Source organism: Nocardioides sp. (genome assembly GCF_030150155.1).
In the GTDB taxonomy this organism is placed as follows: domain Bacteria; phylum Actinomycetota; class Actinomycetes; order Propionibacteriales; family Nocardioidaceae; genus Nocardioides.
Window position 1 is genome coordinate 1 of record NZ_JASLGR010000046.1, and the last position, 16841, is coordinate 16841.

At 69.4% G+C, this 16841-nt stretch carries 13 protein-coding genes; 8 read left to right on the forward strand and 5 right to left on the reverse strand.

Annotated features, from left to right (window positions below; genetic code table 11):
* Positions 1-2453, forward strand: a 2453-nt coding sequence (gene metH, locus Q1V88_RS14640) for a methionine synthase (RefSeq protein WP_300682029.1), incomplete at its 5' end; no start/stop codon positions are given.
* 92 nt (positions 2454-2545) lie between these two features.
* Positions 2546-2953: a DUF4234 domain-containing protein gene (locus Q1V88_RS14645; RefSeq protein WP_300682030.1), complete on the forward strand. Its 408-nt coding sequence runs from the start codon at positions 2546-2548 to the stop codon at positions 2951-2953.
* 511 nt (positions 2954-3464) lie between these two features.
* Here the strand turns inward: Q1V88_RS14645 and icmF are convergent.
* Positions 3465-6605, reverse strand: coding sequence for a fused isobutyryl-CoA mutase/GTPase IcmF (icmF, locus tag Q1V88_RS14650; RefSeq protein ID WP_300682031.1), 3141 nt, complete (start codon positions 6603-6605; stop codon positions 3465-3467).
* Between the two features lie 130 nt (positions 6606-6735).
* Here icmF and Q1V88_RS14655 point away from each other — a divergent pair, with 130 nt between their 5' ends.
* Positions 6736-7254, forward strand: a complete 519-nt coding sequence (locus tag Q1V88_RS14655) for a MarR family transcriptional regulator (protein ID WP_300682032.1) — start codon at positions 6736-6738, stop codon at positions 7252-7254.
* Here Q1V88_RS14655 and Q1V88_RS14660 read toward each other — a convergent pair.
* The 3 genes from Q1V88_RS14660 to Q1V88_RS14670 form a co-directional block, all read right to left on the reverse strand.
* The gene (locus tag Q1V88_RS14660) at positions 7251-7889 is read right to left on the reverse strand and encodes a DNA-3-methyladenine glycosylase (RefSeq protein WP_300682033.1); all 639 of its coding nucleotides are present in this window, start codon (positions 7887-7889) and stop codon (positions 7251-7253) included. The genes Q1V88_RS14655 and Q1V88_RS14660 overlap by 4 nt on opposite strands.
* The gene (locus tag Q1V88_RS14665) at positions 7879-8256 is read right to left on the reverse strand and encodes a hypothetical protein (protein WP_300682034.1); all 378 of its coding nucleotides are present in this window, start codon (positions 8254-8256) and stop codon (positions 7879-7881) included. Before Q1V88_RS14665 ends, Q1V88_RS14660 begins: the two co-directional genes overlap by 11 nt.
* A gap of 265 nt (positions 8257-8521) precedes the next feature.
* A complete protein-coding gene (locus Q1V88_RS14670; RefSeq protein ID WP_300682035.1) occupies positions 8522-8824 on the reverse strand; it encodes a hypothetical protein in 303 nt (100 codons plus the stop codon).
* A gap of 277 nt (positions 8825-9101) precedes the next feature.
* Here Q1V88_RS14670 and Q1V88_RS14675 point away from each other — a divergent pair, with 277 nt between their 5' ends.
* Together Q1V88_RS14675 and Q1V88_RS14680 are read left to right on the forward strand one after the other, a co-directional pair.
* Entirely contained in the window at positions 9102-9797 is a 696-nt protein-coding gene (locus Q1V88_RS14675; protein WP_300682036.1) for an HAD family phosphatase, read from the forward strand.
* A complete protein-coding gene (locus Q1V88_RS14680) occupies positions 9797-11944 on the forward strand; it encodes a DEAD/DEAH box helicase (protein ID WP_300682037.1) in 2148 nt (715 codons plus the stop codon). Before Q1V88_RS14675 ends, Q1V88_RS14680 begins: the two co-directional genes overlap by 1 nt.
* Here Q1V88_RS14680 and Q1V88_RS14685 read toward each other — a convergent pair whose 3' ends face one another.
* Positions 11945-12820: a RecB family exonuclease gene (locus Q1V88_RS14685; protein WP_300682038.1), complete on the reverse strand. Its 876-nt coding sequence runs from the start codon at positions 12818-12820 to the stop codon at positions 11945-11947.
* A 26-nt stretch (positions 12821-12846) separates the two neighbouring features.
* Between Q1V88_RS14685 and Q1V88_RS14690 the strand changes: the two genes are divergently transcribed.
* The 3 genes from Q1V88_RS14690 (at position 12847) to arc (ending at position 16841) form a co-directional block, all read left to right on the forward strand.
* Entirely contained in the window at positions 12847-13989 is a 1143-nt protein-coding gene (locus tag Q1V88_RS14690; protein WP_300682039.1) for a site-2 protease family protein, read from the forward strand.
* 105 nt (positions 13990-14094) lie between these two features.
* The gene (locus tag Q1V88_RS14695) at positions 14095-15009 is read left to right on the forward strand and encodes a tRNA (adenine-N1)-methyltransferase (protein ID WP_300682118.1); all 915 of its coding nucleotides are present in this window, start codon (positions 14095-14097) and stop codon (positions 15007-15009) included.
* 188 nt (positions 15010-15197) lie between these two features.
* The gene (gene arc / locus Q1V88_RS14700; protein ID WP_300682119.1) at positions 15198-16841 is read left to right on the forward strand and encodes a proteasome ATPase; all 1644 of its coding nucleotides are present in this window, start codon (positions 15198-15200) and stop codon (positions 16839-16841) included.

Sequence of the window (16841 nt, forward strand, 5' to 3'; positions counted from 1 at the left end):
CCGACATCTGCCGCGTGCCGGTGATGGTCGACTCCTCCAAGTGGGAGGTCATGGAGGCCGGCCTCAAGACGATCCAGGGCAAGCCGATCGTGAACTCCATCTCGCTCAAAGAGGGTGAGGAGAAGTTCGTCGCGCAAGCCCGACTGTGCCGCAAGTACGGCGCGGCGGTCGTCGTCATGGCGTTCGATGAGGACGGGCAGGCCGACAACCTCGCCCGCCGCACCTCGATCTGCGATCGGGCCTACCGCATCCTGGTCGACGAGCTCGGGTTCCCCGGCGAGGACATCATCTTCGACCCGAACGTGTTCGCCGTCGCGACCGGCATCGAGGAGCACGCCACCTACGGCGTCGACTTCATCGAGGGCACCCGCTGGATCAAGCAGAACCTGCCCGGTGCCAAGGTCTCGGGCGGCATCTCCAACGTCTCCTTCTCCTTCCGGGGCAACAACCCGGTCCGTGAGGCGATCCACGCCGTCTTCCTGTACTACGCCATCGAGGCCGGTCTGGACATGGGCATCGTCAACGCCGGAGCGCTGGTCCCGTACTCCGAGATCGACCCCGAGCTGCGGGACGCGATCGAGGACGTCGTACTCAATCGGACCGACGACGCGATGGCGGCCACCGAGCGCTTGCTGGAGCTGGCCGAGAAGTTCCGGGGGACCGGCGCGGAGGCCGAGGCCAAGGCCGACGAGTGGCGCGAGCTGCCCGTGGCCGAGCGGATCACGCACGCGCTGGTGAAGGGGCTCGACCAGTTCGTCGAGGCCGATACCGAGGAGCTGCGCGCCTCTCTGGCGGCGGAGGGTCGTCGTCCGATCGAGGTGATCGAGGGCCCGCTGATGGACGGCATGAACGTTGTCGGCGACCTGTTCGGCGCGGGCAAGATGTTCCTGCCGCAGGTGGTTAAGAGCGCCCGGGTGATGAAGAAGGCAGTGGCCTACCTGATCCCGTTCATCGAGGCAGAGAAGGCCGCCGACCCGTCGCTGGCAGGGGCGGACAGCAACGGCACGATCATCATGGCGACGGTCAAGGGCGACGTGCACGACATCGGCAAGAACATCGTCGGTGTGGTGCTGCAGTGCAACAACTACGAGGTGATCGACCTCGGCGTGATGGTGCCGGCGCAGAAGATCCTCGACGCTGCCGCCGAGCACGACGCCGACATCATCGGCCTGTCCGGCCTGATCACGCCCTCCCTCGACGAGATGGTGAACTTCGCGACCGAGCTGCAGCGCCTCGGCTCCACCACGCCGCTGCTGATCGGCGGCGCCACCACCTCGCGTGCCCACACTGCGGTGAAGATCGACCGTGCCTACGACGGCCCGGTGATCTGGGTCAAGGACGCCTCGCGCTCGGTACCGACCGCCGCAGCGCTGCTGCACCCGACCAAGAAGGCCGATCTGCTGGCCGAGGTGAAGGCCGACTACGACGGCCTGCGCGCCCGGCACGCCCAGAAGTCCGACCGGCCCCAGCTGGCGTTCGCTGACGCGCAGGCCAACCGGATCGAGCTGGACTGGTCCCGGACCCCGGTCGCCCCGGCGCGCCCCGGCGTGCATGTGCTGCTCGACTACCCGGTCAGCGAGCTGCGCGAGTACATCGACTGGCAGCCGTTCTTCAACGCCTGGGAGATGAAGGGCAAGTTCCCCGACATCCTGCACAGCCCGATCGCCGGTGAGGCGGCCAGCAAGCTCTTCGCCGACGCACAGGCCATGCTCGACCAGATCGAGCACGAGGGCTGGCTGCACCCGCGCGGCGTCTACGGCCTGTTCCCGGCCAACAGCACCGGCGAGGACATCGAGGTCTACACCGACGACTCCCGCACCGAGGTCCGCGAGACCCTGTTCGCGCTGCGTCAGCAGGGCGAGCACCGCGAGGGCGTGGCGAACAAGTCCTTCGGTGACTTCGTCGCCCCCGTCGGGGTCGCCGCCGACCACGTCGGGGCGTTCGCCGTCACCGCCGGTCTGGAGCTGCCCGAGCGGGTCAAGGCCTACAAGGCCGACCTCGACGACTACAACGCGATCCTGCTGGAGTCGCTGGCCGACCGGCTCGCCGAGGCCTTCGCCGAGCGGCTCCACCAGCGGGTCCGCACGGAGTTCTGGGGCTACGCCGGCGGCGTGGAGGGCACGCTCTCCAACGACGACCTGATCGCCGAGAAGTACGCCGGCATCCGGCCCGCCCCGGGCTACCCGGCCTGCCCCGACCACACCGAGAAGCAGACCATCTGGCGCCTGCTCGACGTCGAGGCCAACACCGGTATCGAGCTCACCGAGTCGATGGCGATGTGGCCCGGCGCCTCGGTGTCGGGCGTGTACTACGGGCACCCCGAGGCGCAGTACTTCGTGGTCGGCCGGTTGGGGCGTGACCAGGTGGCGTCGTACGCCGAGCGCAAGGGCTGGACCCTGGCCGAGGCCGAGCGCTGGCTCTCGCCGAACCTGGGCTACGACCCCGAGGACTGATCGGCCAGAACCCTCCGCCTCGGGGCGGATGCCTCCTAGAGTGTGCGGTGCGACACCGCGCCGCGGTGCCCCGACCCGACCTGGAGTGACCGATGACCGACCCGTATGCGTTTTCGCCCGCCGGCCAGCTTCCGCCCTCAGGGCCGATCGGCAAGCCTCGCGACACCCTCGTCGTGATCCTGCTGGCCGTGATCACCTGCGGCATCTACTCGTGGTACTGGTTCTACGCCACGAGTGAGGAGATGAAGCGCCACACCGGCCAGGGCCTGGGCGGCGTGCTGTCCCTCATCCTCGCCTTCTTCATCTCACCCGTCGCGGCGTTCATCACCTCCAACGAGATCGCCCAGATGTACGAGCGCGCCGGCCGTAAGGCGCCCGTCTCGGTGCTCAACGGCCTGTGGTACTTCCCGGGCTGCTTCATCCTGATCGGTCCGCTGGTCTGGATCATCCAGATCAACGGTGCGCTCAACGGCTACTGGCGCTCGCTCGGCGCCGCCTGAGTCATTTTTTTCAAAGCGGCCCCGGAGGTCAACCTCGGTGCCACTATTTGTCGGTGATCTATTTCATTCGTCGCCTAGCGACTGCCAGGACTCCTCTGTGGCTAGATATTCTGTGTGGCATCGTCGGCTGCCTTGTAATTGTGCTACTGGCGCTGGTCCTGATTGGGGCAATCGACTCGCGTGACTTCAAGTTTGCCGTTGTGTGTGGATGCTTCCTTGCGATCTTGGTAACGCCCACGTGGCGGGGAGTGGCAGCGTTGCTCGCGGGCCAGCGTGACGGAAAACTGTTCAGTTCGGTCCCGTCCGCACTGTCTGTTCTGGTCGCGATTGTTGGAGGCACCATGCTCTCAAGCGATGGCGGATTCACGCTGACTCCCGAGCTCAGTTGGGCTGCGGTCAGCTGTTTCGTCGCATCCGTGGTTCTTTGGCTCTGGAGCGAGATCACCTCAGGGCTTGACGAGAATTCCGAGCCTCATTCCGATAACCCTGATGAGCCTGGCTATCCAGCGCCTCACACGTTGCGCCGGTAGGCCCCGCCGACCTCGAAGAACGCCTCGGTGAGCTGCCCCAGCGAGCAGACCCGGGCAGCGTCCATCAGGACCGCGAACACGTTGCCGTCGCTCTGGCAGACCTCGCGCAGCCGCGCCAGCGCGGCCTCGGCCTCCTTGCCGTGGCGCTCCTGGAAGGCGTGCACCCGGGCGAGCTGGGAGGCCTTCTCGTCCTCGGTCGCCCGGGCCAGCTCGACCGGCCCGTGGGTGCTGTCGCCACCCTCGCGGACGAAGGTGTTGACCCCGACGATCGGCAGCGTGCCGTCGTGCTTGCGGTGCTCATACAGCATCGACTCGTCCTGGATCTTGCCGCGCTGATAGCCGGTCTCCATCGCGCCCAGAACGCCGCCGCGCTCGGAGATCCTGTCGAACTCGGCCAGCACCGCCTCCTCGACCAGGTCGGTGAGGTCGTCGATGATGTAGGAGCCCTGCAGCGGGTTCTCGTTGAAGGAGAGCCCCCACTCGCGGTTGATGATCAGCTGGATCGCCATCGCCCGGCGCACCGACTCGGCCGACGGGGTGGTGACCGCCTCGTCGAACGCATTGGTGTGCAGGGACTGGGCGTTGTCGTAGAGCGCGATCAGTGCCTGGAGCGTCGTACGGATGTCGTTGAAGTCCATCTCCTGGGCGTGCAGGGATCGGCCCGAGGTCTGGATGTGGTACTTCAGCTTCTGGGAGCGCTCGCTGGCGCCGTACTTGTCGCGCATCGTGATCGCCCAGATCCGGCGCGCCACGCGACCGATGACGGAGTACTCCGGGTCCATCCCGTTGGAGAAGAAGAACGACAGGTTGGGGGCGAAGTCGTCGATCTTCATCCCGCGTGCCAGGTAGGCCTCGACGTAGGTGAAGCCGTTGGCCAGGGTGAAGGCGAGCTGGCTGATCGGGTTCGCCCCGGCCTCGGCGATGTGGTAGCCCGAGATCGACACCGAGTAGAAGTTGCGCACCTCGTGGGCGATGAACCACTCCTGGATGTCGGCCATCAGGCGCAGGCTGAACTCGGTGGAGAACAGGCAGGTGTTCTGGCCCTGGTCCTCCTTGAGGATGTCGGCCTGGACCGTGCCGCGCACCGTCGCCAGTGCCTTGGCGGCGTCGACGCCACTGGCCGCGGCCTGGTCGAGCACCGTGTTGAGGAAGAAGGCGAGCACCGTCGGGGCCGGGCCGTTGATCGTCATGCTGACGCTCGTCGTCGGGGCGAGCAGGTCGAACCCGCCGTAGAGCTCCTTCATGTCGTCCAGGGTCGCTACCGAGACGCCCGAGGTCCCGACCTTGCCGTAGATGTCGGGCCGCGCCGCGGGGTCGCGCCCATAGAGGGTGACCGAGTCGAACGCCGTGGACAGTCGGGTGGTCTCCTGGCCTGCCGAGAGCAGCTTGAATCGGCGGTTGGTGCGCGCCGGGTCGCCCTCGCCGGCGAACATCCGGGCCGGGTCCTCGCCCTGTCGCTTGAACGGGAAGACCCCGGCGGTGAACGGGAACCGGCCGGGCAGGTTCTCCCGGCGCCAGAAGCTGACCAGCTCACCAGCCTCGGTGGTGCGCGGCAGTGCCACCCGCGGCACGGTGGTGCCGGCCAACGACGTCCGCCCTCCCTCGTCACTGCGGTAGGACTCGACCACGGCCGGCCAGGTCGCCAGGGCCTCGCGCAGCTCCTCGGGTACGCCGGCACGCGCGGCCTCTGCGGCAGCGGCGAGATCGGCGCCTGCGGGCCCCGCACTGAGCTCCTCGGCGACCAGGTCGAACGCGTCGGCCCGTCGTGCCAGGGCGACCAGGGTGTCGGTGGCGCGGTGGTAGTCGCGCACGGTGGCGCTGATCTCGGCCAGGTAGCGGGTGCGGTCGGTCGGCACCACCTGGCGCGCGCCCCCGGAGTGGCGCACGGTGACAGTGGGGAGCTGGCCGGGCCCGAACGGCACGCCGGCGTTGGTGAGCAGGGTGTGCAGCTCCTGGTACAGCGCCGTCACACCGTCGTCGTTGAAGGTCGCCGCCGACGTGCCGAAGACGGGCATCGCCTCCCAGTCGACCCCGAACGCCTCCCGGTTGCGGACCAGTTGACGCCCGACGTCGCGCAGGGCGTCGGCCCCGCCGCGGCGCTCGAACTTGTTGATCGCGACCACGTCGGCGTAGTCGAGCATGTCGATCTTCTCCAGCTGCGACGCGGCGCCGAACTCTGGCGTCATCACGTACAGCGAGTGGTCGACGAAGGGGACGATCGCGGCGTCGCCCTGGCCGATGCCGGGGGTCTCGACCAGGACCAGGTCGAAGCCGCCGGCCTTGATCACGGTGAGCACCTCGGCGAGGTGGTCGGGCAGCTCGTGGGCTCCGCGGGTGGCCAGGGAGCGGTAGTAGACCTGGTCGGTGTCGATCGCGTTCATCCGGATCCGGTCACCCAGCAGCGCACCGCCGGAACGACGGCGGGTGGGGTCCACGGCCACGATCGCGACCCGCAGCGCGTCGCCCTGATCGAGCCGGAGACGGCGTACGAGCTCGTCGGTGAGGGAGGACTTCCCGGAGCCGCCGGTGCCGGTGACGCCGAGCACGGTGACGCCTGCGCCGGCCTCGGCCAGGCGGGCCAGGGTGGCCTCGTCGAGGCGGCCCTGCTCGGCGCCGGTGACGGTGCGGGCCAGGGCCAGCCGGTCGCCGGCCAGGACGTCGTCGATCTGCGCGGGGGCGAGGTCCCACAGGTCCAGGTCGGTCTCGGTGACGAGCTGGGCGATCATGCCGGTCAGGCCGAGGCGCTGGCCGTCCTCGGGGGAGTAGATGTGCACGCCGAGGGTGGCGAGCTGGGCGATCTCCTCGGGCACGATCACGCCGCCGCCACCGCCGAAGACCTTGATGTGGCCGGCCCCGCGCTCGCGCAGCTGCTCGACGAGGTAGGTGAAGAACTCGACGTGCCCGCCCTGGTACGACGACACCGCGATGCCCTGCACGTCCTCCTCGACCGCCGCGTCCACGATCTCGGCCACGGAGCGGTTGTGCCCCAGGTGGATCACCTCGACGCCCTGGGCCTGCAGGATCCGCCGCATGATGTTGATCGCGGCGTCGTGACCGTCGAAGAGCGCGGCGGCGGTGACGAAGCGAATCGGGTTGCGGCGGGCGGTGGGCGTGCTGGTCACAATGGCGGCCTTTCGATCATCCGGGGAGGCTGAGTGATACCTGGACACCAGATAGTTGGACGTCCAAGTATTACGATACGTCGCAGGTCGAGCGAGTGGAAGTGGGGCGGAGATGGCTAACGTTGTCCCTGTGTCAGCCGCCCTCCCCGACCATGCCGGCCCGCGCCTTGCTTTCGACCCGATCGACCGGGCCGGTGAGCTCTGGGAGCAGCACTTCGGCGAGGCGGGGCCGATGCGGCTGGCGACCTCGGTGATGCGCGTCCAGCAGCTGATGCTCGCCCAGCTCGACGGCGCGCTCAAGGAGTGGGGCCTGACCTTCTCCCGCTACGAGGTGCTGGTGCTGCTCTACTTCAGCCGCACCCGCACGCTGCCGATGACCAAGATCGGCGAGCGCCTGATGGTGCACCCGACCTCGGTGACCAACGCGATCGACAGGCTGGTCAAGCAGGGGTACGTCGCCCGCGACGCCGATCCGTCCGACCGCCGGCGCATCCTGGCCCGGTTGACCGAGGAGGGCGAGCGCGTGGTCACGGAGGGGACGCAGGCGGTGATGGCCCTCAACTTCGCCGTCGACGGACTCAGCCAGTCCGAGCAGGCCACCATGTACGACCTGATGCGGCGGATGCGGGAGAGCTCCGGGGACTTCTAGGTCAGCGGCGGCTGGGCGCGGGGTGAGCGGCGGTAGGCCGAGACGGTCGGATCGCCGTCCACCCACCAGCGCCACGCCACCTCGGCGGCACGAGTGACCCCGACCCGCGGACCCGAGGCGATCGGTGCGGCAGGGGTGCAGGGGAGTGTGAGCCGGATCGGGCTGTTGGGTGCGGTCAGGTCCGCGCCGTCGAGGGCACCGCTCACGCCGAGGGCCTGGCCCAGGCAGCCGGGGCCGCGGGCCAGTCGGGCCTCGGGCACCGGATGGGGCGATCCGTGGGAGCGGCGTACACGGGCGAGGTCGGCACCCTCGATCACCCGCCCTGCACGCAGCAGCACCGCAGAGGCGGTGCCCTCGACCCCGGCGACCACGTTGAGACACCAGTGCAGGCCGTGGGATCGGTAGACGTAGAGGTGACCAGGCGGGCCGAACATCACCGCGTTGCGCGGCGTCGGCCCGTGCCAGGCGTGCGACGCCGGATCGGCCTCGCCCGCGTAGGCCTCCACCTCGGTGATCTCGACGCTGACCACCCCGTCGTCGGCGACGCAGGTCACGACCGCGCCGAGCAGGGTCGGAGCCAGATCGGGGGAGGGCAGCGCGAGGCGTGCCCGCAGGGACGCCGCGCTACTCGTCATCCCAGGAGACGGTCCACGAGCCCGGATCGGCGGGATCGGTCGCCGGGAACCACGGCGGGATCTGGCCGCCCCAGTCGGCACCGTTCGCCAGGAAGTGGTCCCGGTCGTAGTCGCCGTGCGGCGGTGTACCCCAGGCCACCAGCTCCGCCGCGGTCGGCACGTCGGTCTCGTGCAGGAACACCCGGCTCGGGTCCGTGACCGAGCGCAGCAGCGGCAGGTGCCCGTCGTCCTCCAACCCCTCCAGCACCGCGATCGGGAGCCCGGTCGCCTGAGCCAGATCCAGGAGATGGATCGCCGTCAGCCCGTCGATCAGCTCGCGCTCCGGTTCGTCGTACGGCACTCCATCATCGCTCGCGCGATCGTTCATCTGCTCGCTCCCTCGGTCAGAGGTCACCGAATCTACCGGCACGAATCGTGGGGCGATGGCCCTTCGCGGACAAAGGCCTCTGCCTCCCGGCTAGGTCCAGTCAGTGCCCGAGTCGAGGTGTCTGGTCGCGCTGCGTGCCGTGCTGCTGCCTCGATGAGGGCGGCGTAGCGGAGGCGAGCCGAGGTCCCGAAGTGCCCCTCGCTCCAGATCAGGATGTCGATGACATCCAGGTCAGCGGCGTGACTGAACCGGTAGCCGCCGGTCATCAGCGCTCAGCGCGACGCTCGGCGACACGTTGGGCGGCAAGGTCGCTCAGTCGCGAGATGTGGGCGCTGAGCTCCTGGTCGTTGGAGACCTCGGTGTAGTCCCCGTGATCGAGGTCGTCGAAGCCCTTCCGGGCCTCGGCGCGGAAGGTCGCGAGACGCTCGGCACGGGAGAGCTGCTCCCGTTCGAGGAGACGCAGACCTTCGTGCACAGCCTCAGCGGCGTCGGCGTACACGCCGTCCTTGACCAGGCGGTCGATGAGGTCGACGTCGTCCTGAGAGAACTCGATGCGCTGTGCGGCCATGTCTGTCACCTCCGTCGGGCGTGGCGCTGAACTTGTAGACGATCTTAGAGGCACGAATCGTGGGGCGATGGCCCTTCGCGGACCAGACTCGGTTATCGTGGAATCCTCGCAGTCGAGCGTGGGGCACGACGGCGACCGCCAGGGCACGATGACTCATCCGTGCGAGGCCGATGTCGCCGCGATGCCAGCAGGCCACGCCTTCGGTGTCCTGGGTCCGCCCAGGCATGACAGCTCTTCGGAGGGCATTCTGAGTACCGCCGCTTCCCACAGCGCCGCCGTGGCGTTCGACGCCGACCTCTCGGCAGTCCGGTCCCGTCCCCACGCAGTGCTGTGGGACATGGACGGCACGCTGTGCGACACCGAGCCGTTCTGGATCGAGTCCGAGTTCGAGCTTGCTCGCCGGCTCGGCAAGGAGTGGACCCAGGAGGACGCGCTCAGCCTGGTCGGCAACGACCTGCTGAACTCGGGGGAGTACATCCGGCGTCGCTGGGAGCTCGACCTGACGCCCCGCCAGGTGGTCGACATGCTGCACGACGAGGTCGTCGACCGGGTGCTGTCCCACGACATCCCGTGGCGCCCCGGCGCACTCGACCTGCTTGAGGAGCTCAACGAGGCCGGCGTCCCGTGCGCGCTCGTGACGATGTCGTGGGAGCTCTTCGCGCACCCGATCATCGAGCGGCTGCCCCGCGGTCGGTTCGACGCGATCATCACCGGCGACAAGGTCGCCCGCGGCAAGCCGTTCCCGGACCCGTACCTCGACGGCGCTGCAGCCCTCGGCGTCGACGCCGCGCACTGTGTGGCGATCGAGGACTCCAACACCGGCGCCTCCTCGGCCGAGGCGGCCGGCTGCGTCGTGCTGACCGTGCCCAGCCACGTCGCGATCGCCCCCGGCCCCCGCCGGATCACCCGACCGAGCCTGGCCGGCGTCGGCCTGGCCGATCTCGCCGACCTCTTCGCGCAGGTGGAGTCCTGATGTCGACCCGTACCAACGCCAACCGCTCCAATCGTTCGGGCAACCGCGACGGCAACCGGAACCGCTCGGGCCGCAACCGCCGCGCCAGCGACGAGGTCGGCATCGTCCCGGTCCTGGCCAAGGCCGCCCGCGAGGTCGAGAACGGCGTCAAGAAGGGCCGCTCGGAGCGGGTCCGCTTCCAGGTCGTCGCCCTGCTGGTGCGCGACGAGCGTCACCGGCTCAAGGCCGACGACACGCTGAGCGAGACCGAGCGTGCCGCCCAGCTCAAGCGCCTCGACGGGATCGCCACCATCCTGGCCCAGACCGCCGCCCGGGAGCCGTCGCTGTTCAGCCTGCTGGCCGACGACGCCGAGCAGACCAGTGCCACCCGGCACATGATGCGCGAGATGCAGGCCGCCGCCGGGATCGAACTGGCCCCCGAGGAGGTTGAGGAGGCCGCCACCCCGCTGGCCTTCGTCCACTCCGAACGCCAGGCCCTGCCGCAGTCGGTCGTGCGTGCCCAGCTCTCCAACCCGTTCATGGTGCCCGACTTCAGTGGCGCCCCCGAGCGCTCCACCGGCCCGTCGCTGGCCGGCTGGGACCTGATCGGCCCCCTGCTCAGCTCCTTCGAGCGCGGCTCCTCGGGCGCCACCTCGTGCATGACCCTGCCCGAGACCGCACCGCCGCTGTGGCTGCCCCAGGGCCTGAACCTGATGGACCACCAGGCCCGCTTCCTCGGCTCGGTCGCCGCCGGCCACCGCACCTACCTGCTGGCCGACGAGCCCGGTCTGGGCAAGACCGCCCAGGCATTGCTCGCTGCCCAGGTCGCCGAGGCCTACCCGCTGCTGGTCGTGGTGCCGAACGTGGTCAAGACCAACTGGGCCCGTGAGGCCGCCCGGTGGACGCCGGGTCGCTCGGTCAGCGTCGTCCACGGCGACGGTGACGACATCGACGGCTTCGCCGACATCATCATCGTCAACTACGAGATCCTCGACCGGCACGCCGCCTGGCTCGGCGAGCACGGCCTGCGCGGCATGGTGGTCGACGAGGCCCACTTCATCAAGAACCGCAAGTCGCAGCGCTCCCAGCACGTCCTCGCCATCGCCGACCGGATGCGGCACCGCACCGCACGGCCGCTGACGATGGCGCTGACCGGCACCCCGCTGATCAACGACGTCGAGGACTTCCGGGCGATCTGGCAGTTCCTCGGCTGGATCGAGGAGCGCAAGCCCGCCCCCGTCCTGATGTCGAAGCTCGAGTCCACCGGTCTCACCCCCGCGGACTTCGGCTTCTACCCGGCCGCCCGTCAGACCGTGATCGAGATGGGGATCGTCCGGCGTCGCAAGATCGACGTCGCCGCCGACATCCCGCAGCGGCGGATCGCCGACCTCCCAGTCGAGCTCGACGACGCCGACGCCCGCTCGATCCGCACCGCCGAGCGTGAGCTCGCGCTGCGGCTGCTCAAGCGCTACGACTCCGCCGTCGAGGCGCGCCGGGAGCACCGCGGTGTCGAGCCCGACGGCATCGACGCCGAGCTGGTACGCCGTGTCGCGGGCTGGGAGCTCACCGACGGCGAGGACTCCTCGACCGGCGAGAACGTGTTCGCGATGGTGCGCCGGATCGGGCGGGCCAAGGCCGGTCTCGCCGCCGACTACGCCGCCCAGCTGGTCCGCAGCGTCGGCAAGGTGGTCTTCTTCGCCAAGCACCTCGACGTGATGGACGCAGCCGGCGAGGTCTTCACCAAGCAGGGCCTGCGCTACACCCAGATCCGTGGCGACCAGTCCGCCTCGGCCAGGGAGAAGGCCGTCGCCGACTTCATGACCGACCCCGAGGTCTCCGTGATCGTCTGCTCGCTGTCGGCGGCCGGCGTCGGGATCAACCTCCAGGTCGCCTCCGACGTCGTCCTGGCCGAGCTGTCGTGGACCGACGCCGAGCAGACCCAGGCGATCGACCGGGTCCACCGGATCGGCCAGACCCAGCCGGTCACCGCCTGGCGGATCATCGCCGCGCAGACCATCGACGCCCGGATCGCCGACCTGATCGACGGCAAGGCCGGCCTGGCCGCCGCCGCACTCGACGGCATCGAGATCGAGGAGGGCGGCACTGCCGACATCCGCCTCGAGGCGCTGGTCTCGCTGCTCACCGACGCGCTGGAGCAGCGCGCCTGATCACGCCGACGCCGACGCCGTCGCCCCGGGCAGGGGCGGCGGCGTGCCGCCGTACTGCGGGCAGAGCTCCTGGAAGGAGCACCAGCGGCACAGTGCCGAGGGTCGGGGCAGCCACTGCCCGGACTCGGTGGCCGTCCTGATCGCTGCCCAGATCGCGTCCATCTTGCGCTCGGTCGCGACCAGGTCCTCCTCGGTCGGGTCGTAGTGCACGATGTCGCCGCTGCCCAGGTAGATCAGCTGGAGCCGGGTCGGCACCACCCCGGTGGTGCGCCACAGCACCAGTCCGTAGATCCGCAGCTGGAACAGGGCCTTGGCCTCGAAGCCGGCGCGCGGGGCCCGACCGGTCTTGTAGTCGACGATCCGGACCTCGCCGGTCGGGGCGACGTCGACGCGGTCGATGAAGCCGCGCAGCAGCAGCCGCGACTCCAGCACGGTCTCGACATAGAGCTCCCGGGAGTCGGGCTCGAGCCGACGGGGATCCTCCAAGGTGAAGTACGTCGACAGCGCGTCGTGACTCTCCTGCAGCCATGCCCCGAACGCCTCGGCGTCGGTGTCGACGTCGAACAGGTCCGCCAGGTCGGGCTCCTCGGCGATAAGGTCGGCCCAGGCCGGCTCCACCATCGTGCTCGCCCGGGCCAGGTGACGCTCGGCGGCGGGCAGGTCGAAGAGCCGTTCCAGGACCTTGTGCACCAGGGTGCCGCGCACGGCGGCCAGGGACGTCGGCTCGGGCAGCTTGTCGATGCTGCGGAACCGGTAGAGCAGCGGGCAGGTGAGGAAGTCACCGGCCCGGCTGGGGGAGAGAGAGCCAGCCACCTCGATCCCGTCGATCGCTCCGTCGGAGATCTGCGAACGTGCGTCCGCCGGAGACGTGGCCATCGCGCCAGCCTAGTAGGGTCGAGGGTGTGACCGAGACCGAGCCACGCCCCACCCCTCGCCCTCCGGGCACGATCAAGGTGGGCTCCGTCGCCGGTGCCGACGTCCTGGTCTCCAGCTCGTGGTTCCTGGTGGCCGGCATGATCGCGGTCCTGGTCGCTCCCAACGTCGAGGCGGTCCAGCCCGGCCTCGGTGCCTGGAAGTACGTCGCCGGCGTGGCGTTCGCCGTCATCCTCTACGGATCGATCCTGCTGCACGAGGCCTCCCATGCCGCGGTGGCACGCCACTACGGCTACCCGGTCAGCTCGATCACCCTGCACTTCCTGGGTGGCTTCACCCAGATCGAGGGCGAGGCCCGGCGGCCCAAGGAGGAGTTCTGGATCGCCGTGGTCGGCCCGCTCACCTCCATCGCCGTGGGCGGCATCGGGCTGGCGCTGCTGGCCTTCGACCCGAGCGGCTTCACCCTGATGGCGATCGAGGGCCTGGCCGGAGCCAACCTCCTGGTCGGGGTGCTCAACCTGCTGCCCGGTCTGCCCCTGGACGGCGGCCGGGTGCTCAAGGCCGGGGTTTGGGGCGCCACCCACAACATGCACCGCGGCACCATCGCGGCAGGCTGGATCGGTCGCGGCGTCGCGGTGGCGGCGCTGTGCTGGCCGATGTTCGCCAGCGGCGTGCTGGGCTGGAACGTCAGCATCCTGGACTACGTCATCTCCGTCGTGCTCGCGCTCTTCCTGTGGAGCGGTGCCAGCGCCGCGATGGCCTCGGCCCGGGTACGTCGTCGACTGCCCGCCCTGGTCGGTCGCCGGCTGGCACGTCGCAGCGTCAGTGTCCCCGCCGACCTGCCGCTGGCCGAGGCCGTCAGGCTCGCCCAGCAGTCCCAGGCCGGTGCGATCGTGACGCTCGGCCCCGACGGTCAGCCGGCCGGTCTGGTCAACGAGACCGCGCTGCTCGCCATGCCCGAGGAGCGTCGTCCGTGGGTGCCGACGTCGTCGGTGGCACGCACCCTCGTGGAGGGTCTGTCGATGCCCGTCGACATCGCCGGCGAGGAGCTGATCAAGGCGATCTCGCGGGTGCCCGCAGCGGAGTATCTGCTGGTCGAGACCGACGGATCGGTCTTCGGTGTGCTCACCACCGCCGACGTCGATGCTGCCTTCCGCAGCATGGGCCGATAAATTCGCCGCGCGATGTCTGACGAACTGAACCCCGCCGCCCCTGCCGAGACGAGCGCCCCCGAGGCCGCCGTCGTCCCCGACGTGCCCCGCGACGCCTGGTCCGGCGTGCACCGCGGACCGCTGCGGGTGGGTGAGTGGGTCCGCCTCACCGACGCCAAGGGGCGTCGGCACAACTTCGAGCTCGTCGAGGGCAAGAAGTTCTTCTCCAACAAGGGCAGCGTCGACCACGACGACCTGATCGGCCAGGAGGAGGGGTTCACCATCGCCTCCACCTCCGGTGGCGAGTACCTGGTCTTCCGTCCGCTGCTGAGCGAGTTCGTCGTCTCGATGCCGCGCGGTGCGGCAGTGGTCTACCCCAAGGACTCCGCGCAGATCGTCGCGCTCGCCGACATCTTCCCCGGCGCCGTCGTGGTCGAGGCCGGCGTCGGCTCCGGTGCGCTGACCTGCTCCCTGCTGCGCGCCGTCGGCCCGCTGGGCGAGGTGCACTCCTTCGAGCGCCGCGAGGAGTTCGCCGAGGTCGCCCGCAAGAACGTCACCCAGTTCTTCGGCGCGGAGCCGCCGACCTGGACCCTCGGTCTCGGTGACCTCGCCGAGGAGCTTCCCGCCTCCGGCGTTCGGGCTGATCGGGTGATCCTCGACATGCTCGCTCCCTGGGAGTGCGTCGACGCTGCTGCGGAGTCGCTGCGCTCGGGCGGCATCCTGTGCGCGTACGTCGCCACCACCACGCAGCTGTCGCGGTTCGTCGAGACCGTGCGGGTGCACGGTGGCTTCACCGAGCCGGCCGCCTGGGAGTCCCTGGTCCGCGACTGGCACGTCGAGGGCCTTGCGGTCCGCCCGGGCCACAAGATGATCGGCCACACCGCGTTCCTGGTCACCGCCCGACGCCTGGCGTCCGGCGCGCGGGCACTGCGCAAGACCCGTCGTCCGGCCCCCGGCGCCTACGGCCCGGACTACACCGGTCCCCGTCCGGCTGACGTGGAGCAGCTCCCGGAGACGGTCCAGGAGACCTCCGAGGACTGACCGGCGCTGGGCCGAGACCTGGATCACGGCGTGTCCATATCGTGATCAACTCCGCTTCAACACCCCTTCCGTGAGCGCTCCGTACGGGTAGGGTCGAGAAGCAACAGGAGGTGGTCGTGGTGTCCGATTCACGTGATCGCGATGGGTTCTCGGTTCCTGAAGGTGGTGGCCGCGAGCGTGGCCTCGAGCTGCGGTTGAGCGAGGCGCAGCGCTCCCTGGCCAGCGTCTCGTCGCAGAACGAGCGGCTCGCCTCGACGTTGCGTGAGGCACGCGACCAGATCGTCAAGCTCAAGGAGGAGGTCGACCGGCTCGCGCAGCCGCCGTCGGGCTTCGGCACGTTCCTGTCGCGCAACGACGACGACACCGTCGACATCGTCACGTCGGGCCGCAAGCTGCGGGTCACCGTCTCCCCGGCGATCGACGTCGCCGACCTGGAGCGGGGCCAGGAGGTCCTGCTCAACGAGGCGATGAACGTCGTCACCGCGCTCTCCTTCGAGCGGATCGGCGAGGTCGTCACCCTCAAGGAGGTGCTCGCCGACGGCGAGCGTGCGCTGGTGATCGCCAACGCCGACGAGGAGCGGGTGGTCCGGCTGGCCGAGCCCCTGCGCGGGGAGCACCTGCGCTCGGGCGACGCGGTGCTGATCGACTCGCGCAGCGGCTACGCCTACGAGAAGGTGCCGAAGTCGGAGGTCGAGGAGCTCGTCCTGGAGGAGGTCCCCGACATCGACTACACCTCGATCGGAGGCCTGGGCAACCAGATCGAGTCGATCCAGGACGCCGTCGAGCTGCCCTACCTCTACCCCGAGCTCTTCACCGAGCACCAGCTCCGGCCGCCGAAGGGGATCCTGCTCTACGGCCCTCCAGGTTGCGGCAAGACGCTGATCGCCAAGGCGGTCGCGAACTCGCTGGCGAAGAAGGTCGCCGCCCGACACGGCCAGGCCGACGGCAGTCAGGGCGTGGCCAAGTCGTACTTCCTCAACATCAAGGGCCCGGAGCTGCTCAACAAGTACGTCGGCGAGACCGAGCGCCACATCCGGCTGGTCTTCCAGCGCGCCCGGGAGAAGGCGTCCTCGGGCACGCCCGTGATCGTCTTCTTCGACGAGATGGAGTCGCTGTTCCGCACCCGTGGCACCGGCGTCTCCTCTGACGTGGAGAACACCATCGTGCCGCAGCTGCTCGCCGAGATCGACGGCGTCGAGCTGCTGGAGAACGTGCTCGTCATCGGTGCCTCCAACCGTGAGGACATGATCGACCCGGCGATCCTGCGCCCGGGTCGCCTCGACGTGAAGATCAAGATCGAGCGACCCGACGCCGAGGGCGCCCGCGACATCTTCAGCAAGTACCTGACCGCCGACCTGCCGTTGCACCCCGACGATCTGGCCGAGTTCGGCGGCGATCGCCGGGCGACGGTGGACGGCATGATCAGGGCCACGGTCGAGCGGATGTACACCCAGTCCGACGAGAACCGGTTCCTCGAGGTCACCTACGCCAACGGGGACAAGGAGGTCCTGTACTTCAAGGACTTCAACTCCGGCGCGATGATCCAGAACATCGTCGACCGGGCCAAGAAGATGGCGATCAAGCAGTTCCTCGACAGCGGTCTCGACGACGCCCAGAAGGGGCTGCGGGTCTCCCACCTGCTCCAGGCCTGCGTGGACGAGTTCAAGGAGAACGAGGACCTGCCCAACACCACCAACCCCGACGACTGGGCGCGGATCTCGGGCAAGAAGGGCGAGCGGATCGTCTTCATCAGGACGCTGATCACCGGCAAGCAGGGCACCGAGCCGGGCCGCTCGATCGAGACCACGTCCTCGACCGGTCAGTACCTCTGA